An 18,548-nucleotide genomic window follows, 5' to 3' on the forward strand; every position below is an offset into this window, starting at 1 on the left:
GTCCATCTTCACGAGAGACTTTTAATGTAATTTGTGGTCTCCATGCGATCACTAATTCTGTAGGAATAAGTGATAATCCACCGTTATCTTCATCAAAAACATTTTTTGCTTTATCATTTAATTGATCTTTATAGTTATCTATCCATGACCAGTCTAAATTTGATCGTTGAATTGGAAATGATTTAATTGAAGTTTTAATTTCGATGGACATAAAGTTGTATTGTTCTGCATTTCTGTATTCGAAATTGCCTGATCCGTTAATATCAACTTTAACAATTCCTTTTTGAAAGCCCACATCAGCTTCACTCATAACTGCTGTAAAATCTGTAAGTTTTCCAGACTTCAATTCAATAGATTCTTCCACCGTTTGATCGTAGTTATTTTTCCAATCTGAAATTGTTGAGTCAAGACCCTGGATAGTGGAGAATGGCTCATTTTCTTCAGTTATTTTCTTTATAAGATCATTGACATCATTATAGTCATCAGGGTATTCATCTTTTTTTATTATATCTCTAACAGCTTTTAAGAAACCGACATAAGCATTCTTAATACTTATTGCAGTGGCTGCTGAGTAAATATCAGTTCCATTGAAAGGTCTATAATCAGTAACTTGATTATATGTTGAAGACTCTATTTTATTAGAAAAGCTTGGATCACAAAACTGAATAACAAAGTTGCTTCCTGCAGGGCTACTTATATCATTATTTTCAATCAAATTTTTTAGTAGAGAAAAGTAAGCTAGCCATCCTTTATCTTTAACTTCTATTTGTTGATCAGGCATAATGTTACCTCCAATTTTATATTTATAAATTTTAAATTACATATATTAGATCAGTAATTTTATTCTGGTACTGAATCTTCACATCTTAAACAACCTGTTAATTTTTTTATTAATACGTTACTAACAAGGCAATGATGCTTATTAGTTTTTGTTGGATCTTCCTTTATGTTGTTTATTCCTATATTTTTAACACTGGTGTTTTCAATACCTTCACCTCTCACAATATTTAATGAGGTGTCAGATAATATATACCTAATTGCGTCTTCTTTAGTATTTCCGTAGGTAAAGCTTACTTCCATACATTTCCCATTAGCACCATTAGGCATTTCTTCATCTTTAAAGTTGCGATTCATACGTACCAAATAACCATCTTTATTAATTTTCAATTACCTTTCCTCCAGGTTTTTAATGACTATTACTTATATGTTTGAGAAGAGTATAAAATGCATAATTAACATATATGGACAAGTTTGGGGTTAGTAATTACCGCCCCCTTTTCCATAACAACCGACATCGAAAAAACTAAGTTTTTAAGCTTATTTACAAGAAAGCAGCCTTATATTATAAAAAAACAGCCCCCTAGTAAGGAAATGGTATATTTACAATATATTAATTCTTTGTTAGGGGGATTTTGTTATGATTTTAGAAAATAAGAAAATAAGCTGTGAGGATGTTAAAGCATATTGGTTAAGTCTTTTTAGAGAGTTTGACTCTATGGAAAAATTGGAGACCTTATTAAAGGACATGTCAGACATAGATTTAGGGAAGGCTGAGGAGTTTATAAGAAATTATAATGAGGAACCAAAAATAGAAGTGGATGAGCTTTTAGCTTTGGAGGATTCTAAGCTTTTAAAGGCTTTAGATTCAGAGCTTCAAGACACAGTTCCTTTTTACTATTTTCACAGACCTATTATAAATCTTTACATAGATAAGTTTTATAATCAGATAAAAAGCTTAGAGATTTTAGAAGATAGAGATTTGTTCCTTAAGAACATTACAGAGCTTGTGGCTACAGGCTTGTTTGAGTTCTCTCAAAGAACCTTGATTCTTGAGATTAACATAGCAAGAATGAGGAAGGACTTAAAGGGGGAAAGCAAGGAGGAAAGATATGATTACTTTGTTTATACCTTGCTAAACAACAAGAATTACCTAAGCCAGTTATATAAGGAGTATTTTCATTTGTATAACGTGATGGTTAACAGGGCAGAGCTTGCCTTTGACTTTATCTTAGATATGCTTAAGGAAACAGATAAGAACCTTTCTAGAATCAAAGAAGAAATCTTAAACACCAAGGAAGATATTAAGATTCAGCAAATAGAGTCTTCCTTAGGGGACAGTCATAACAATGGAAAAACCGTATCTATAATAAAATTCTCAAACGGTGAGAAGGTTGTTTTCAAGCCAAGGATTTTAGGGCTTGAGGAAGGTTTTAATAAGTTTTTAACTTGGATAAATAAAAATCACATAGATAATCATGAGAAGCTTTATATAATGAAGATTATAAATGGAGAAAAGTACGGCTGGACTGAGTTTATAAGCTATGATCAGTGTAATGACACTGAGGAAGTTAAGGATTTTTACTTTAATATAGGAAGGCTTTTAGGGATTCTTTACAGTTTAAATGCTAAGGACATTCATCATGAAAACATAATTGCCATGGGGAAACACCCTGTGATTATAGACCTTGAGGCACTTTTCCATTCTTCTGTGGTACTTATGGAACAAGAATTCTTTTGCTCTCATGAGGTGGCTTATGAGATTATAGATTCTTCAGTATATTCCATAGGATTTTTGCCTCAAAAAATCAGCGGTATTTCTGATGAAACAGAGCTTACAGTGGATGTTAGTGGTTTAAGTGCAGTGGAGGATCAGGTCTCACCTTTCAAGTTCTTGCAGCTTAAGAACTTTCACACTGATGAGCTTAAGCTTGAGGAAGGCTATGGAGTTATAACCGTTCAAAATAATAATCCAAAGATTAACGGAAAGCTTCAAAAGTCTGAGGATTATCTTGATTATATAAGACAGGGCTTCATTTCAATTTATAAGTTTATGCTAGAGAATAAAAATGAAGTTATAAGAGTTGTAGAAAATACTTTCAAAGGAAAGAAAAATAGATTTATTCTAAGACCTACTTATTTGTATGGCCAGCTTATAAAAACTAGCCATCATCCAGATTTCTTTAGGGATAAGATTCACAGAGAAATTCTTCTTCATAGGCTTGGAATAAATATAGAGAAGAAATTTAAGAAGATTGTGTCTTCAGAAATTCATGACATATTAATGGGGGATGTCCCTTATTTTTACTCATATATAGATTCTAATAGAATTCATAATTCAATGGATGAGGATATAAACCTAGAGCTTGATAAGAGCCCAATGGATAAGGTTTTATCAAAGATTTCACACTTTAGCAATAAGGATATGAATATGCAGCTTAACTTTATAGATATGTCCTTTATTGCAAAGAACACTAATAGTAACAAGGATTTGACTCCTATTAAATTCTCAGATAACACTGAGGCTGTGGATTTACCAAAGCAAAGATATTTAGAGCTTGCACAAACCATAGGGGATTATATTCTTGAGAGAAGCATTGTGGGAGAAAGCAAGGAAGGAAAGGACAGAACCTGGATAAGCACAGTTTTAGAAGGCAGGGAGGAAGGAACCTGGTCACTAAGTCCTGTGGGAGATAATTTATACGATGGAAATGTAGGTATAGCCTTATTTTTAGGGCAGTTAGGTTCTTTAGTTTTGGATTATAAATATATAAATACAGCCATGGAGGCTATGGAGTCTTCCATAAAGACCATAAAGAGATTAGATGGCAGCATACCATACTTAACAGGGCCTTTTAATGGGGCTACAGGCTGCTTTTATGCCTTGTCAAAGTTTTATAAGAACACAAGAGATAAGAGAGCTTTGGATGTAATTAAGGAAAATATCTCAATTCTTTATAAGTTAATAGATGGAGATAAATCTTTGGATGTTATTGGTGGAGCTGCAGGAGCCATTGGAGTGCTTTTAAGTATCTACAAGGATACTCAGGATGAGGATTTAAAACATACAGTTTTAGATCTTGCAATGGCAAATTATAAGCATTTAAAGAAAAATGCAGTAGAGTATTTTGGAGATTCTGTAGCCTGGGGTTCAGGTGGAATTTATGTACCTTCCACTGGTTTTGCTCATGGCAACGCTGGTATTGCAGCTTACCTTGGAAAGCTTTGGAGCATAACAAAGGATGAGGAGATAAAAGATTTAATTGTTAAGGCTCTAAACTATGAAAGACATTTATATTTGCCACAGCAGAAGAACTGGAAATCTTCACATACAAAGGACAGAGCAGCTCTTGCTTGGTGTCATGGTGCTCCTGGTATTTTACTAAGCAGACTAATGCTAAAGGAAGCTGGATATCACGATGATTATATAGATGAAGAAATTGAAAATGCTATGGACACTACCATAAACAAGTGCTTTGGAAACAACCCTTGTTACTGCCATGGAGATATAGGAAACCTATCAATTCTTCAATATGCAGCCAAGGTTTTAAAGGATGAAAACTTAAAAAATAGGTGTGAAAATACCTTTAAGGAAATGTTTGAATTGCTTATAAAGCCACGCTGGAACAAAGGTGTTTACTGTGGAACTGAAGCCATGGGACTTATGATTGGCCTTGCAGGCTTTGGCTACGCCTTAATAAATAAGTATGATGAAAATTTAGTACCACCAGTACTATGGTTTGAATAAAGAAAATATAGAAAAGTAAGATTTAAAAATACACATAGATTAGAAATTTAAAATAAAAAATAATGGAGGTTTTGAAAATGACAAAGGTTTTAGAATTAGAAAAAATATCGAAAGAATTTAATAACCAAAAGGCGTTAGATAAGGTATCTTTTACCCTTAACAAAGGAGAAATAGTGGGACTTGTTGGACCTAACGGTGCAGGAAAGACCACTCTTATGAGAATAATAGTAGGGCTTACAAAAAGGTATGAAGGAAAGGTTAGGTTTCAAGGAGAAAGATCCATTGGCTGTGTTATAGAAACACCAAGCTTCTATCCCTACATGACAGGCTTTGAAAACTTAAAGTATTTTGCAGAGCTTAATGGGGTTCGTGACAAACAAAAGGTGCTTAAAACTGCAGAACTTTTGGGCCTTTCAGATGCTTTAAAGAAGAAGGTTAAAGGATATTCTTTAGGAATGAGACAAAGACTTGGCATAGCTCAAGCCCTTCTTTCAGATCCAGAGCTTTTAATTTTAGATGAGCCTACCAACGGCCTTGACCCAACAGGTATTCATGAACTTCGTGAGTACATTAAAAACATAGCAAAGGAAAGAAACATAACAGTTTTAATCTCTAGCCACATCCTATCAGAGCTAGAGAAGCTTTGTAACAAAGCTATAATCATAAAAAATGGAGCCATAATAGACACCATTGATTTAACAAAGGATAAAGCTACAGCTGTAAGCGAAGTGGCTATAGAAGTTGAAGATACTCTTGAAACTTCAAAGGTACTTAGGAATAATAATATTACTGTAAAGAAGCTTGAAGACTCTAAGGTTTATGTGGATGCAGATAAGGATTTCATCCCAGTTATCATGGAACTTTTGGTTAAAAACCATATAAAGTTCTACAGCGTTAAAGAAGAAGTGAAGACACTAGAAGACACCTTCCTAGATTTAATGAACGAAAATAAAATAAGCTAAGGAATTTTTTATCCCCTATAAAAATCACCCAGAGCTTAGAAATGTGCTAGGCTCTGGGTGATTTATGTTTTAATCTATGGTTTATGAAACAATATTCCTTAACGTGGGATTTGTCGGTTTTGTTGGCTGCACCACTTTTAGAGAAGTTATTGAAAGTTGATAAAAGTGAAATTATTAAACAGCTGCGCCATGATGAATACAACTTAAAATCTATACTAGAGTTTTATAATGAAATTCTTGCTAAGAATATGTATGAATATAAACTTAATAATGGATTTGAATTAAAAATAAGATTCTACACAGAAAATTTGCCGCATTTGTTGGGTATTCATAAAGTAGTTCCAGATAAATATTACAAAAGTTATATCAGGGAGAAAATGGTTATGATGGAATTATGAACGGTGATATAACAATTGATAAGTTAAAGAAATTAGATAATCAACAAAAAAGCAGGACAAGCAGTATTTTTCAAAGTTTACACAAATTATTTCAAAGTAATTTACAAAAGATTGTATATTGACAATAATATTCATATTATGTATATTGTATCTTAAAAGTTAAGAAAAAATTTACTTTTTAAGATGTAATAACTAAATTTATCCGATAGCTAGCATCCGTAACACTCCAACTTCTTTAAGTTGGAGATAACGGCTGCACGCTCCTGGACGAGGTACCCCTTGAGGGTGTAAGTTCAACTAAGATTCAGATGGGGATGCACCCCACCTGAATCAAGTTTCACTTGATAAATATGTGTAGTTATAGGTTATTAAAAAAGATCTAACAGGGGAGGAAAATATAAAATCATATTTTAAAGTCTGATTTTATAAAAACTGAATATGAAAAAATATTTGCTAGAAATTAAGGGATATATAATAGGGAGTCTTGCGTGTTATTTTTTAGAAACTGCAGCCACAGCTGTAACATTATTTTTACCAGGTTATTTAGTAGATCATTATTTAGAAGGGGTAGGAACTATTTGGTATCTTGTAATTTGTTATATTTTGGCCTTTAGTATGTACTTGATAGTATGTTATTTGATTAATCGATTTTCAGATTATAGGAGAATAAAATTTGAAAAAAGTATAAAAAATGATTTTTTTAATTCTGTAATAGATAAGAATTTTGAAGACTATTATAAGTTTGATGTAGGAGAATATTTGTCTATGCAAGCTAATGATATTACAGAGATGTGTCAAAATTATTTGAGTCCATTATTGTCAATATACAGATCTATAATGATGATAGTTGTATTTGGAATTTCATTAATTGTGTGTGTGGACTTTTCAATTGCAATAGCTATTATTTTGGGGTCTGTATTAGCATCGTTTGTGCCACAACTAACAGCGTCAAAATTAGCAGAAAGAAATAGTACATACCTTAAAGAGGTAGGAAAATATACATCAAAAATTAAAACATACTTTGAGTCACATGATATATTAGACAAAAAAAGTGCCAATTCAATAAAAAAAGTTCACCAAAAAGATTTAGAATCAGTTTTATCACGTAATATGCATTTTCGTAAGTTAAATAGCTTTGCGATGGTTTTAAATGGTGGATCAGTAGAATTTATAGCAGTTATTTCTTTTATTATGGTTGCAATGCTACTATATTCAAAATCCATAACAATTGGTATGGCAACAGCAGCATTTATATATAGCACTAAATTTATAGATCCTATCTATGAATTGAATGTAAATATTGGACGAGTTAAATCTACAAAGAATATACAGGAAAAATTACAGGATATTATTTGTAGTAAAAGTAGTGATTCATTTAAATCTATAGATAGAGTTGAAAAAATAGAGACAAACCATATAACAAAAACATTGGGAAAAACTGAAATTAATCTTCCTGATATGGAGTTTATTTATCCCAATAAGTATTTAATAACAGGAGATAATGGTGCTGGTAAAAGTGTATTATTTCGTATGTTAATGCATTTTTACAAACTAGATAATGGAGAGATAAAGTATGATGAGTTAAGTCAAGTTGATGTTAGTTTATTAAATGCATATAGTCCACAATATCCCGTTATATTTGAAACAGATTATTATAATAATGTTACATTGTACGGAACGTATGATGATAAAAACTTATCACTTTATGAGACATTTTTTCCAGATGATTTAATTGAGCAGGTTAAAACAAGCACAATGAGCAAAAATCTTAGTGGCGGAGAAAAACAAGTAATTGCATTATTAAGATCACTTTGTAGTGAAAAACCTGTTCTTTTACTTGACGAACCTTTTTCAGCTATGAATGAAGTAACTATAGAAAAGTTTTTATCTAATCTTGATAAAATTAAAGCTATGGTGATTATAATTGCACATAATGTTAATAATTATTCTAATTATTTTAAACATATATATAACATTTATGGTACAAAACATAAAAAGTAAAGAGGGTAAAATTTAAAGTTTTCGCCCACTTTTTGTTTTAGCGTGGGTTTTGTCGGAAATGTTGGCGCTACCCCTGTATCCCCTATAAAAGTCACCCAGAGCTTAGAAGTGTACTAGGCTCTGGGTGATTTGTGTTTTAATTTATGGATTTTCTATTTATCTTTTTTATTAGATCGAAGGCTCTAGCATCTTCGTCTAAGTCTACCCTTATTAAGCAGGAGTTATTACCAATGCTTAATAAGGAGCGTATTTCTTCATTAAGTTCAGCAGTATCATTAACATCTTTATTTACCATAAAGATCTTTTGGCTGCAAGGGTCCCTTCTTACTCCTGAGGAAATTGAGGAGATAATTCCAAGGCCGCCAATGTAGGCTTTTAAGTAGCTGTTTTCAGGCTTTGGCAAGGTTATGAAAGCACGTTCAGAGTGCTCAATTCCCCTTAGATAGATATATATATGACGATTGGTTAAAAGAAAGTTCCCTGAATATTTTTTCTCCCTTTCAATCTGAGCAAAGGAAACATCATATCTTTCTTTAGCTTCATTTGGCTTTATTTCAAAATAGCAGCAGGCAAGTTCTGAATTATAGGCAGAGTTTGTGTTATAGTAGTAGGCATAATATCGCTGGTTAATATACTTTTTATATTCTTCATCTTTGTAAGGGAGAGTTTTCATTCCTAATTTCTTAAGATCCACCTTGCTACTTTCAAAGGCTTCTAAATCTTCAAAGAGTAAGGAATCTATGCTTACAGAAAAAAAGTCTGCCATTTTAATTAGAGTGGTTAGTCTTGGCAAATTAACTTTATCTTCTCTTTCATAGTTAGAGATGGAGCTGTATTCCACTCCTATTTCTTCTGCCAGCTTTTCTTGCGTAATTTTTAGTTTTTCTGTTCTTAAGAACCATAAATTCTTTGAAAAAAATAGCTTTCTCATGTTTAAAACCCCTTTATAAGATAAATTAAGTTTTAGTATAGGTTCAAGTAATTTGATATTTTGCTTTGAGTAATTTGAAAAATATTTTTTTTAATGCTGTAGATTTCAAGTTCATATAAGAGTGTATATAGGCTATAGTATAAATATACCATATAAATAATAATTTTCCTACAGATTAATATTATCTTACGTTTTACTATTTTGAAGAAATGGCATACATATTTCAAAAACTATGAAATTTTTATCTATGAAGGGGGAAGTTAAAATGTCTTATAAAACTTATGAATCTATCGAAATCATAATTTCTGCAGGAGCAAAAGCAGCAGCGGTTGCTGGTGGATACAAAGGAGTACTTCATATGTTTCCAGGAGCAGGGCAAATGGTACAACTAGCCTTACTGGGAGTTGAAGTAGGCGCATTAACTAAGGTTACAACCAAAATGTGCAAAAGAATAGTTAAAGTATACGATTGCGATGGTATTTCAGGCATTTCTTCTTTCATAGGAGTTGTAGTTGGCGCTGCAAGTGGCAATATTATAGCAGGTAAATTGTTAGAATTAATTCCTGGAGTTGGAGTAGCAGCAGGTGCCATCACTACTTTTAGCTTACATGCACTAACTGGAATCCTTATAACAGCGGTTTGTGAACTAATTGATGAGAATCTAATTGATAAGAGTTTTATAAACAATCCAGATATAAAATTTATAAGCTACATTTTAGACTTAATGACTGAATCTGTTGCAGACATTGCTAGGGGCTATTTTTCAGGTAAAGATCTAAAGGACTCCTTCAGCAATGCAATAGATTTAATAAAAGTGAAATTAAATCAACCTAAATTACAAAATTAATTTAATCAATAGTGGTTAAGAAAGTGATAATAAGAAGGTTCTGTAGAAAAAATCATAAAGGGAGGGATTTATATGGCTTTACCTTCAGCAATTTTAAGTAAAGAAACTCAAGAAGCTGCTGTTCATCTATTTAAAGGAGTAGGAAAGACTGTCTTATCAGTAGGAATTCGTGCAATAGGCAGGATGCATCCGCCAGGACTTCCATCCCATCAAACCTTAAAGAATGAGGCAGATGATGTAGGCAAATATTTGTGGGAATCTGCCAAAGAAGATTTTAAAAAGATTTAAATTATTTTAATAGGAAAATCACTCAGGATTTAGAAAGGGTCTAGGTTCTGGGTGATTTGTTTTGTATAAAAATTTTCAGCATTATATTGCAATTAGCGTTCTATATCTAATAACTAGCTACTTACTTAAAGTTCTGCTTAAGCAAATGTAGGGTATTACAATGAATTTTTAAGTGAAAATCAATTTATTTACTGGTAAATTATGTAATTACGTATAGAATTATTGGCTTCAGTAGGTTTATTATGTTTATAGAAGCAGGCAATTAATTAGTAATAATCAAAGAAGCAATTTAGCTGTCTTTTACTGCAAACACTTAGCTTTGAGTGCAGTGGTTAAATTAAAAGGCTTTTAGGATTAGGGGGAGATTTAAGATATGTTAAATGAAATTATTAAATATGCCTGTCCATAATACCAGCAAAACTGATTTTAAAAGTGTTAAATATATATGTTTATTTTTCATGAAAATTTGATATAATATAGATATGAAAAGAAGATAATAAAAAAGTAGAGTGTTGTCGCACTCTACCTTATACAATTCTAGTTGCTTAGGCAACTGGTATCACTAGAATTTTTAGTATAAAAATAGTAGCTTCCAATTGCGAGTCGGGGCTACTATTTTTTTGACATTTTATCAATAAGTAACACTATAAATGTTAATAGTGCTAGTAAAAATAATCCTGCCTGAAATAGTAACATTAAAGTATCGTTACTCACATGTATCACCTCCTTTCACAAGAAAGGTGAGTGATACCAGTAGCCCACATTTAACTATTGAATTGTACTTTAAAATTATACCAAAAATTGTGTTTAAAAACTAGGTTTTTGGTAGCTGAAAAAGTATTGTTTTACATTGATACGGTGAACCTTACCACAACCACAATCAATATCTAAAAATTTAAATACGTATCTAATATTATTAATATAAGTAGCAGAAGCTAAATTAAAAGTTTTAGCTTCTGCTATTTTTTATGCTTATTAATTTCCTTAATAACAAATGGCTTGTCCAGCAGCAGCTTTCTAAAATCCAACCCATCCACATTAGCCACCCTATTTTAATACAACCATAAAAATTCACCCAATCTTTAAATACCCCATTCCCACCTTTTATTACATCAAAAATATAATCTCCTATTTCTCATTATAATAACTGTAATTACATTTGTAATAAACGCATTTTCCTCATATAAGGCTTGTCCACCCTAGCCATCTCAATTAATACCACAAAGTTACCACCTAACAAAGAATATATAGCTTGTCCACCCAAGCCACCTCCATTTAACACCTCCATAATCACACCATCTCCCCCCCCTTTTTTTTACTTCAGTACATCACAAACGCAAAAAAATCACATATTTAAAGCGCTGATTATTTTTTAGCTACATCTTATGACAGGCTGCAAGAAATGTGGACAGAAGATTATATACTTAACTCATGGAAAGCAAAACAAATCAAAAACAAACAAAAATAAAGCTATAAGGAGGCTTAGATTCATGAGTAGTAAAGAGTTAATTTATAAGTCCAGTGAAAATGATAATTTACTTATGGAGCTTACAGATGAAGATTTAGATAAAGTAATAGCTTCAAGCTCTATTAATGAAATCGGTAAATGGGTTGGTTATGAAACTAGACAAAACACTATGAATAAGAACTTATTTGGCGTGTAGAAGCTTTTAAGCATTTGGCTTATGGCGTGTAGAGATTTTGGCTTGGAATTGTACAGCCCTTTGATAACTAAATATTAAGGTTTGCGTATCAATTTTAAGCCAAGGAGAGTTACGTAAACATATGCTTATTTATCATTCTAAGGATTCTAGTAATTAGGATTACTTATGAGTATAAGCAACATCAGTTATAAAGCACATAAATAACTGTGAATAAATTCATTTATAAATTTTTAAAAAAATTCAATAAGCCAAATAGATGATTACTTCATCTATGCTGAAAGATTGTACAAGCTTCTTTCGGTAAGTACATTTAATTTAGGAATCTGAAAATAAATAACAAGCCCAAATATGCGACGGATATTTGGACTTAGACAAGGAAACAGGTTCCGCAGATAGCAGAGCTATCTAAGGGTTCTGTTGACGCAGTATAAGGTCAAATAGACTAGCAGATGGACTTATTTATTTTTTGAAGATGCCTTATATCCCTATCCAAATTTTATTAGGCTATCTAATAACTAAGTTTATATAAAAATATGGAGGAAAGAAGAATGAGTGAAGTAGAAATTTTAAAAGACCCAGTTTTGAATGTAAAGGTGCAACAACCTGTTACCAATCCATCTGGGGATGCTGCAGATGAACTTGAAGATCAAGATATGAACACTGTAACAGGTGCAGGCGGCGGATTTAGTGCTTATCTTGGAAACAAGGGCAAGTATTGCACAATCACCAAAGAATGTATGCCTATTTGCGGAAACTAATATTTAGTTTGAAAAATTGTACAAATTGTATTAAGTAAATTTATAAGAAATTAAAATAAAAGGATTAATGGAGGAGAATAAAAATGAAAGATGTTGAAGTTTTAAAGGACCCAGTATTAAAGGCAAAGGTACAAAATATTATTACAAACCCATCAGGAGATGCAATTGCAGAACTTACAGAGCAAGACATGAACACTTTAGCAGCTGCAGGTTGGTATGGTGATTTTAGTAACTGGCTAGGAAACAAGGGTAAATATTGTACAGCTACTAAAGAATGTATGCCTATTTGCGGAGACTAATATTTAGTTTTCAAAAAACAGGTACAAACTGTTTCTAGTATCAAATTTTAAGTTGAACAATAAATAAAGGCTTAATGAGGAGAAAAAATGAAAGAAGTAGATAAAGCAATAAAAGAAGATCCCGCAGGACTTGTAGAGATTGATGAACTTACAGAACTTACAGTAGATCAGAAGGTTAACGGTGCTATAGGCACAACAGCAGTAACAGTAACCATAGGTATTTCTGAAGCTGTATGTCCAACAAGAAATCAAGGCTGCACAGTGGGCACATATAAATGTAGATAAAATTAAAAATATTTTAAATAAAAGATTAAAGGAGGAAATAAAAATGAGCGAAATCGAAGTTTTAAAGGACCCAGTATTAAAGGCAAAGGTACAAAATTTAATAGACAACCCATCAGGAGATGCTTTAGCTGAACTTACTGAACAAGACATGAACACTTTAGCAGCTGCAGGCTGGTATGACGATTTAAGCAACTGGCTTGGCAACAAAGGTAAGTTTTGTACTTTATCTAAAGAATGTCATGTTGGCTGCTAATTAAATAGAAAAAATTATGAATTAAAGGAGGTGACTTCAAATGGCTGATGAAAGAAAGGTAACAGCTGATCCAGCAGGATTAGTAGAAATTGAAGAATTAAATGAACTTACTGAAACTCAAGAAGTTAACGGAGCTAGTACACCAACAATAGTTGCAACAGTAACTGCAACAATCGGTGCTTCTGCAGCTATATGTCCAACAACAAAATGTAGCTCTAAATGCTAATAACATATTAGACTGTTTTAAGTATCAAATTAAGTACATTAATAAAAGAATTAAAATAAAAGGATTAATGGAGGAGAATAAAAATGAAAGATGTTGAAGTTTTAAAGGACCCAGTATTAAAAGCAAAGTTACAAAATATCATGGCAAACCCATCAGGAGATGCAATTGCTGAACTTACAGAGCAAGACATGAACACTTTAGCAGCTGCAGGCTGGTATAGCGATTTCAGTAACTATCTAGGAAACAAGGGTAAATACTGTACAGTTACTAAAGAATGTATGCCAAGCTGTAACTAATTTTAAGGAGGATATGAAAATGGAAAAACAAATTAATATAGGAAAACAAGATCCAGCAGGACTAGTAGAAATTGAAGAATTAAACGAACTTACTGAAACTCAAGAAGTTAACGGAGCTAGTACACCAACAATAGTTGCAACAGTAACTGCAACAATCGGTGCTTCTGCAGCTATATGTCCAACAACAAAATGTAGCTCTAAATGCTAATAACATATTAGACTGTTTTAAGTATCAAATTAAGTACATTAATAAAAGAATTAAAATAAAAGGATTAATGGAGGAGAATAAAAATGAAAGATGTTGAAGTTTTAAAGGACCCAGTTTTAAAGGCAAAGTTACAAAATATCATGGCAAACCCATCAGGAGATGCAATTGCAGAGCTTACAGAGCAAGACATGAACACTTTAGCAGGTGCAGGCTGGTATAGCGATTTCAGTAACTATCTAGGAAACAAGGGTAAATACTGTACAGTTACTAAAGAATGTATGCCAAGCTGTAACTAATTTTAAGGAGGATATGAAAATGGAAAAACAAATTAATATAGGAAAACAAGATCCAGCAGGACTAGTAGAAATTGAAGAATTAAACGAACTTACTGAAACTCAAGAAGTTAACGGAGCTAGTACACCAACAATAGTTGCAACAGTAACTGCAACTATCGGAGCTTCTGCAGCTATATGTCCAACAACAAAATGCAGTTCAAAATGTTAGTTGTTAATTAAATCAGTGACTCTGTCACTGATTTTTTTAAAATATTGAATTTAGGATAAATACTGGTTTCTTAATATAAGATCCAAGAAATATTGCTGGTGAAGCTTAAGTTATGAAAACTAAGAAATAGGTAAAAGGCAAGAAGAAGGAGAGCTTATCCAGGTTATAAAAAGCTCTTAAAACAAAAGCTACAAAGGTTAATCCATTATCACTTGTTACATAAAAATCGATTAATTTTGCAGAAGATTTATGGAGGATTAATCAATTATTATTAAATCTTAGGAGTTTATTAACTAAGAAAAGTAATTAAGTTTAGCAATGCTATACTTAAGTTGAAAAAAATTCAAATTTCTATTAAGGAGATGTAAATCATGTTACAAGTAGTTAATTTATCAGTTTTAGAATCAAGGAAAATATTCAAAAGAAGGGGTATATATATCGGCCTATTGTTAAGCATACTGTTTGCATCTGCTATAGGATATCAAGCGACTTTAACCCCAAAGACCTTTAACATAAGGCATGTAAATGCATTCTTTGCAAATGTTGCAACCATCTTATTGTTTATCTATTCAGCTAAAGCTCTTGGAGATGAATTTGATCTTAAGACTTCAACTCAAGTTTTTACAAGCAAAGTCTCAAGACTTAAGATAGTGATTTCAAAATTACTAAGCATTTTAGTCTTAGGAGTGATTTTAGGAATTGTAAATACAGTGGTAAGCTCAGTTTTCAAGGTAGCATTACATGACAGTTTAACCTTAAATGTGGTTTTAAATGATCTATGGACCAACCTTTACTTATACTTAATCTACAGTTTTGTTATAGGAAGCTTCGCATTTATAATAACTTCCATATATCTAACTTCCATATCAGGAATAGTAGGAAACTTTGTAGGATTTATGATTCTACCAAATGTAATAGCTCTTATTTCAGCTAAAGTACCTTCCCTAGATTGGATAACAAACCGCATCCCATTTTATGCAGCAGACAATATGATTTCAAACCGTGTCTACGGACCTTACGAGATTATGAGTCTTATAGTTTCAGGAGTAATTTTCATCACCATAGCAGCCATAGTAGTTGCTAAAAAAGATTTAAGGTGATGTGTTTAAGGAGAATGCATTATGAATAAAAATGAGGAGTCTAAATATTTTATAAGAAAAGTTTTAAATGAATATAGCAGAGAATCTGAAATACAGTACGAAAAAACTGGAGTGTTTGATAACTTTTATGAACCATTCCTGTTTTATATAGAAAAACACAGCACAGCTTTGCTAGAAACCTTAGAAAATAAGAATTTGTTAAACATAGACAAAAACAGCCTTTTAGAAGATATTATGTCATCTTCTAAAGGCACCCTTATAGGCTTATCTATGAAAATTCTCATAAGTGAACTTCATGAGAGAAAGGACAATAATAAGCTAAAGGGAGCAACAAAAGAAGAAACCTATAAATACTTTGATGATAGTTTCTTAGATAAGGAAAACATAAGAGAAATCTTAGACAAATACCAGGGCTTAGATCTTTTACTTTACTTAAGACTAAACAGCATAAACAGTTTGGTAAGTGAAGCTCTACTAAGGCTTCAGGAGGACATAGCTGAAATTAGAAATAGTTTTGGCCTTGAATATAACAGATTACAGCACATATCAATGGACAATGGGGACACCCACAACCAAGGCAAGAGCGTAATTATATTTAAATTTGAGGATAACACAAAACTAGTTTATAAGCCTCATGGACTTAGTGGGGACTCTGCAATGAGAGATATCTACAGTTGGTTCAACAAAAAACAAGGCATAGACACTGTAATGACACATGTAAACACCTTAGATAAAGGTAATTACGGCTGGCAGCAGTTTATAGAATATGAGGAATGTACAAAGAAATCAGAAGCTAGAGATTATTTTTACAGAATTGGAGTACTTCTTTCCTTATTCACCACATTAAAGGCTTCAGACATACATTCAGAAAACATTATAGTTAATAAGGACAATCCAGTACTTATAGATCTTGAAACCATCCTAACAAACAATGTACGCTTCAACCTTGAGGATGGTGTAGTAAAAGCCTACATCATGGAAATTAGAGATTCAGTTCTTAACAATTTATTGCTTCCACAAAACTTTGAATCCGCAGCTATAGACATTGACATAAGCGGTCTTGCAGGGGATGGAGGACAGGTTTCAAAGAAGCTCTATGGCTTCAGCTTAAAGAATGAGGGTACCGAGGATATTTGTTTAACAAGACAGTTTGTAGTGTCCACTGAAAGCAACAACAGAGCAGCCTTAAATGGAGTAAAGCTTGACCCACTAGATTATATAATGGAAATAGAAAAGGGCTTTAAGGATTGCTACAACTTAATTAAAGATAATAAGGAAGAGTTTATAAAAGTTATAGATGAAGCCTTTAGAGAAGGAAGATACAGACAGGTTTTAAGACCAACCTTTATATATGCGAGATACCTAGATGCAGCTCAGCATCCAAAGTTCATGAAAACCTTGGAGGATAGGCTTAATATCTTCAAAAATATCAGCATTAATGACCCAAAGATCAGCGATGAAACAGTGAAAGCCTACAAGGTTAATGCAGAAGTTGAGGATTTATTTAATGAAGATGTACCATACTTCTCTACAGATTATGAAACAAACAATGTTTACACAAGCCACAACCAAGTAATTGAAAATTACTTTGATATACCAATAAAAGACATGCTTCATGAAAGAGTTAGGAGATTAAATGACAAGAACCTAGCTAGGCAGCTTGATTATATTAGAAATTCACTTTTAACCACAAAGAAAGATTTATATAGTAAAACCAGCGATAGGGGGGAGAATATCTCTGTAAATACAGAAGATACAATGGAAACTTTAAAAAACATAGGAGATTTTATTTTTGACAAGGCTTTATTTAATAAGGATAAAACAACCTGTACTTACTTAAATATAAACTATTCAGCGGATAGGGCATTTATAGGACCTGTAAGTTATACTCTTTATGACGGAGCAGGACTTATTCTATTCTTGCAGGCCCTTGCAAAAGAAACCAAGGAAGAAAAATATAAGAAACTTGCAGATGCAACCTTAAAGGGGATAGAAGAAGTTATGCCACCAGACCTTAGTGACCTTCCAACAGCAGCTTTTTCAGGCATAGTTTCCTTAACCTACCTATACTATAACCTTTATGTAATGCATCAAGATAAAGCATATTATGAAAAATACTTAAATACCTTAAAGTTCTTAGAAAAGCATGAAATCAAAGAAGGAGAGCTACTAGATGTAATTGGAGGAGCAGCAGGCATAATAATAACCTTAATAAATATCTACAAGGAAGACAAAAACCTTTTAGCCTTACATGTAGCTAAAAACTACGGTGATTATCTATATAAACAGCTAAAACAAAATAAAGAGCAGCTATCAGGTTTCTCCCATGGTTATTCAGGCTTTGCACTAGCTTTCTATGTTCTTGGAGACGCAATTAACAGCGAGAAATATGCAAACTTTGCAAATGAGATTATAGAAATAGAAGACAAGCTTTATAAGGCTGATGAGAAAAACTGGATAGATTTAAGAGATCATGAAGGCCATAAACATAAGGAGCATAAGGAAAATCTTAATCATAACACTGAAGAAGATAAGGCCATTGAAGCACAGGATGAAGAAGAAGATCATTGCTGCATTTATTGGTGTCATGGAGCTCCAGGCATATTGCTTGGAAGGGTAAAGGCATTAAATTATTTACCAAAGGATAAACAAAAGCTATTTAAAGAAAGAATAAATGATTCCATGGAAACCTTAATAAACCAAGGATTTATAAGAAACCAAAGTCACAGTCTTTGCCATGGACTTCTTGGAAACCTAGACATCTTGCTTGATATATCTAAGGAGCTAAAGGACAATGAATTAGAAAAAATATATAGATATAATTTTCAATCAGCAATGAAATGGCTTAAAGAAGATGGTATACGCTATGGTCTTTATAACGGTGCCGCCATATTAACCTTCATGACAGGCCTATCAGGCATTGGCTACAGCCTTTTAAGGAGCATAAATCCAAAGTATCCATCAGTACTAGCTTTAGATGTTATGAAAAAGGAGGTGATCTGA

General features: G+C 32.4%; 23 protein-coding genes. 18 read left to right on the forward strand and 5 right to left on the reverse strand.

What is annotated here, in order from left to right; translation table 11 throughout:
* Both OCU47_RS21300 and OCU47_RS21305 read right to left on the reverse strand, forming a co-directional pair.
* Positions 1-781 (reverse strand): hypothetical protein (locus tag OCU47_RS21300; protein ID WP_261830666.1); only part of this gene is annotated, 781 nt, incomplete at its 3' end.
* Between the two features lie 59 nt (positions 782-840).
* On the reverse strand, positions 841-1,167 hold the full coding sequence (locus OCU47_RS21305) for a hypothetical protein (RefSeq protein WP_261830667.1): 327 nt from the start codon (positions 1,165-1,167) through the stop codon (positions 841-843).
* Between the two features lie 250 nt (positions 1,168-1,417).
* On the opposite strand from OCU47_RS21305, the gene OCU47_RS21310 reads away from it, so the two are divergent.
* The 4 genes from OCU47_RS21310 to OCU47_RS21325 all read left to right on the forward strand — a co-directional run bounded on the left by OCU47_RS21310 (position 1,418) and on the right by OCU47_RS21325 (position 7,886).
* On the forward strand, positions 1,418-4,525 hold the full coding sequence (locus OCU47_RS21310; protein WP_261830668.1) for a type 2 lanthipeptide synthetase LanM family protein: 3,108 nt from the start codon (positions 1,418-1,420) through the stop codon (positions 4,523-4,525).
* Positions 4,526-4,602: 77 nt separating this feature from the next.
* The gene (locus tag OCU47_RS21315; RefSeq protein WP_261830669.1) at positions 4,603-5,487 is read left to right on the forward strand and encodes an ABC transporter ATP-binding protein; all 885 of its coding nucleotides are present in this window, start codon (positions 4,603-4,605) and stop codon (positions 5,485-5,487) included.
* A 119-nt stretch (positions 5,488-5,606) separates the two neighbouring features.
* The gene (locus OCU47_RS21320) at positions 5,607-5,885 is read left to right on the forward strand and encodes a PBECR4 domain-containing protein (RefSeq protein ID WP_261830670.1); all 279 of its coding nucleotides are present in this window, start codon (positions 5,607-5,609) and stop codon (positions 5,883-5,885) included.
* Between the two features lie 450 nt (positions 5,886-6,335).
* Positions 6,336-7,886 carry an ATP-binding cassette domain-containing protein gene (locus tag OCU47_RS21325; protein ID WP_261830671.1) on the forward strand — a complete coding sequence of 517 codons (1,551 nt, stop codon included), beginning with the start codon at positions 6,336-6,338 and terminating at the stop codon, positions 7,884-7,886.
* Positions 7,887-8,022: 136 nt separating this feature from the next.
* Here the strand turns inward: OCU47_RS21325 and OCU47_RS21330 are convergent, their stop codons facing one another.
* Positions 8,023-8,817, reverse strand: a complete 795-nt coding sequence (locus OCU47_RS21330) for a helix-turn-helix domain-containing protein (RefSeq protein WP_261830672.1) — start codon at positions 8,815-8,817, stop codon at positions 8,023-8,025.
* Positions 8,818-9,082: 265 nt separating this feature from the next.
* Here OCU47_RS21330 and OCU47_RS21335 point away from each other — a divergent pair, with 265 nt between their 5' ends.
* Together OCU47_RS21335 and OCU47_RS21340 are read left to right on the forward strand one after the other, a co-directional pair.
* Positions 9,083-9,664 carry a hypothetical protein gene (locus tag OCU47_RS21335; protein WP_261830673.1) on the forward strand — a complete coding sequence of 194 codons (582 nt, stop codon included), beginning with the start codon at positions 9,083-9,085 and terminating at the stop codon, positions 9,662-9,664.
* Between the two features lie 72 nt (positions 9,665-9,736).
* The gene (locus tag OCU47_RS21340; RefSeq protein ID WP_261830674.1) at positions 9,737-9,952 is read left to right on the forward strand and encodes a hypothetical protein; all 216 of its coding nucleotides are present in this window, start codon (positions 9,737-9,739) and stop codon (positions 9,950-9,952) included.
* Positions 9,953-10,564: 612 nt separating this feature from the next.
* On the opposite strand, the gene OCU47_RS21345 is transcribed toward OCU47_RS21340, so the two are convergent.
* Positions 10,565-10,666, reverse strand: coding sequence for a putative holin-like toxin (locus OCU47_RS21345; protein ID WP_035294721.1), 102 nt, complete (start codon positions 10,664-10,666; stop codon positions 10,565-10,567).
* Between the two features lie 439 nt (positions 10,667-11,105).
* Complete coding sequence (locus tag OCU47_RS21350) at positions 11,106-11,240, reverse strand: hypothetical protein (RefSeq protein WP_261830675.1); 135 nt, start codon at positions 11,238-11,240, stop codon at positions 11,106-11,108.
* Between the two features lie 202 nt (positions 11,241-11,442).
* On the opposite strand from OCU47_RS21350, the gene OCU47_RS21355 reads away from it, so the two are divergent.
* From OCU47_RS21355 to lanM, 12 genes are all read left to right on the forward strand, one after another.
* Positions 11,443-11,616, forward strand: coding sequence for a hypothetical protein (locus OCU47_RS21355; RefSeq protein ID WP_261830676.1), 174 nt, complete (start codon positions 11,443-11,445; stop codon positions 11,614-11,616).
* Between the two features lie 548 nt (positions 11,617-12,164).
* Positions 12,165-12,374 (forward strand): plantaricin C family lantibiotic, encoded by a 210-nt coding sequence (locus tag OCU47_RS21360; protein ID WP_261830677.1) that lies wholly within the window; start codon positions 12,165-12,167, stop codon positions 12,372-12,374.
* A gap of 83 nt (positions 12,375-12,457) precedes the next feature.
* On the forward strand, positions 12,458-12,673 hold the full coding sequence (locus OCU47_RS21365; protein WP_261830678.1) for a plantaricin C family lantibiotic: 216 nt from the start codon (positions 12,458-12,460) through the stop codon (positions 12,671-12,673).
* Positions 12,674-12,760: 87 nt separating this feature from the next.
* On the forward strand, positions 12,761-12,958 hold the full coding sequence (locus OCU47_RS21370; RefSeq protein ID WP_261830679.1) for a class II lanthipeptide, LchA2/BrtA2 family: 198 nt from the start codon (positions 12,761-12,763) through the stop codon (positions 12,956-12,958).
* Between the two features lie 43 nt (positions 12,959-13,001).
* Complete coding sequence (locus OCU47_RS21375; RefSeq protein ID WP_261830680.1) at positions 13,002-13,211, forward strand: plantaricin C family lantibiotic; 210 nt, start codon at positions 13,002-13,004, stop codon at positions 13,209-13,211.
* A 40-nt stretch (positions 13,212-13,251) separates the two neighbouring features.
* On the forward strand, positions 13,252-13,437 hold the full coding sequence (locus OCU47_RS21380; RefSeq protein WP_261830681.1) for a class II lanthipeptide, LchA2/BrtA2 family: 186 nt from the start codon (positions 13,252-13,254) through the stop codon (positions 13,435-13,437).
* 83 nt (positions 13,438-13,520) lie between these two features.
* Entirely contained in the window at positions 13,521-13,733 is a 213-nt protein-coding gene (locus tag OCU47_RS21385; RefSeq protein WP_261830682.1) for a plantaricin C family lantibiotic, read from the forward strand.
* A gap of 19 nt (positions 13,734-13,752) precedes the next feature.
* On the forward strand, positions 13,753-13,941 hold the full coding sequence (locus OCU47_RS21390; protein ID WP_261830683.1) for a class II lanthipeptide, LchA2/BrtA2 family: 189 nt from the start codon (positions 13,753-13,755) through the stop codon (positions 13,939-13,941).
* Between the two features lie 83 nt (positions 13,942-14,024).
* On the forward strand, positions 14,025-14,237 hold the full coding sequence (locus OCU47_RS21395) for a plantaricin C family lantibiotic (RefSeq protein WP_261830684.1): 213 nt from the start codon (positions 14,025-14,027) through the stop codon (positions 14,235-14,237).
* A gap of 19 nt (positions 14,238-14,256) precedes the next feature.
* On the forward strand, positions 14,257-14,445 hold the full coding sequence (locus tag OCU47_RS21400) for a class II lanthipeptide, LchA2/BrtA2 family (RefSeq protein ID WP_261830683.1): 189 nt from the start codon (positions 14,257-14,259) through the stop codon (positions 14,443-14,445).
* 371 nt (positions 14,446-14,816) lie between these two features.
* Positions 14,817-15,545, forward strand: coding sequence for an ABC transporter permease (locus OCU47_RS21405; RefSeq protein WP_261830685.1), 729 nt, complete (start codon positions 14,817-14,819; stop codon positions 15,543-15,545).
* Between the two features lie 21 nt (positions 15,546-15,566).
* Positions 15,567-18,548 carry a type 2 lanthipeptide synthetase LanM gene (gene lanM, locus OCU47_RS21410; protein WP_261830686.1) on the forward strand — a complete coding sequence of 994 codons (2,982 nt, stop codon included), beginning with the start codon at positions 15,567-15,569 and terminating at the stop codon, positions 18,546-18,548.

It is taken from the genome of Clostridium sp. TW13 (assembly GCF_024345225.1).
In the GTDB taxonomy this organism is placed as follows: domain Bacteria; phylum Bacillota; class Clostridia; order Clostridiales; family Clostridiaceae; genus Inconstantimicrobium; species Inconstantimicrobium mannanitabidum.

Excerpts from the sequence above, each read along its gene's own strand:
- OCU47_RS21350 (WP_261830675.1), bottom strand. The coding sequence starts at position 11,240 with ATGGAGGTGTTAAATGGAGGTGGCTTGGGTGGACAAGCTATATATTCT.
- OCU47_RS21385 (WP_261830682.1), top strand. The coding sequence starts at position 13,521 with ATGAAAGATGTTGAAGTTTTAAAGGACCCAGTATTAAAAGCAAAGTTA.
- OCU47_RS21365 (WP_261830678.1), top strand. The coding sequence starts at position 12,458 with ATGAAAGATGTTGAAGTTTTAAAGGACCCAGTATTAAAGGCAAAGGTA.
- OCU47_RS21380 (WP_261830681.1), top strand. The coding sequence starts at position 13,252 with ATGGCTGATGAAAGAAAGGTAACAGCTGATCCAGCAGGATTAGTAGAA.
- OCU47_RS21405 (WP_261830685.1), top strand. The coding sequence starts at position 14,817 with ATGTTACAAGTAGTTAATTTATCAGTTTTAGAATCAAGGAAAATATTC.
- OCU47_RS21340 (WP_261830674.1), top strand. The coding sequence starts at position 9,737 with ATGGCTTTACCTTCAGCAATTTTAAGTAAAGAAACTCAAGAAGCTGCT.
- OCU47_RS21330 (WP_261830672.1), bottom strand. The coding sequence starts at position 8,817 with ATGAGAAAGCTATTTTTTTCAAAGAATTTATGGTTCTTAAGAACAGAA.
- OCU47_RS21370 (WP_261830679.1), top strand. The coding sequence starts at position 12,761 with ATGAAAGAAGTAGATAAAGCAATAAAAGAAGATCCCGCAGGACTTGTA.
- OCU47_RS21390 (WP_261830683.1), top strand. The coding sequence starts at position 13,753 with ATGGAAAAACAAATTAATATAGGAAAACAAGATCCAGCAGGACTAGTA.
- OCU47_RS21335 (WP_261830673.1), top strand. The coding sequence starts at position 9,083 with ATGTCTTATAAAACTTATGAATCTATCGAAATCATAATTTCTGCAGGA.
- OCU47_RS21375 (WP_261830680.1), top strand. The coding sequence starts at position 13,002 with ATGAGCGAAATCGAAGTTTTAAAGGACCCAGTATTAAAGGCAAAGGTA.
- OCU47_RS21400 (WP_261830683.1), top strand. The coding sequence starts at position 14,257 with ATGGAAAAACAAATTAATATAGGAAAACAAGATCCAGCAGGACTAGTA.
- OCU47_RS21360 (WP_261830677.1), top strand. The coding sequence starts at position 12,165 with ATGAGTGAAGTAGAAATTTTAAAAGACCCAGTTTTGAATGTAAAGGTG.
- OCU47_RS21315 (WP_261830669.1), top strand. The coding sequence starts at position 4,603 with ATGACAAAGGTTTTAGAATTAGAAAAAATATCGAAAGAATTTAATAAC.
- lanM (WP_261830686.1), top strand. The coding sequence starts at position 15,567 with ATGAATAAAAATGAGGAGTCTAAATATTTTATAAGAAAAGTTTTAAAT.
- OCU47_RS21355 (WP_261830676.1), top strand. The coding sequence starts at position 11,443 with ATGAGTAGTAAAGAGTTAATTTATAAGTCCAGTGAAAATGATAATTTA.
- OCU47_RS21395 (WP_261830684.1), top strand. The coding sequence starts at position 14,025 with ATGAAAGATGTTGAAGTTTTAAAGGACCCAGTTTTAAAGGCAAAGTTA.
- OCU47_RS21310 (WP_261830668.1), top strand. The coding sequence starts at position 1,418 with ATGATTTTAGAAAATAAGAAAATAAGCTGTGAGGATGTTAAAGCATAT.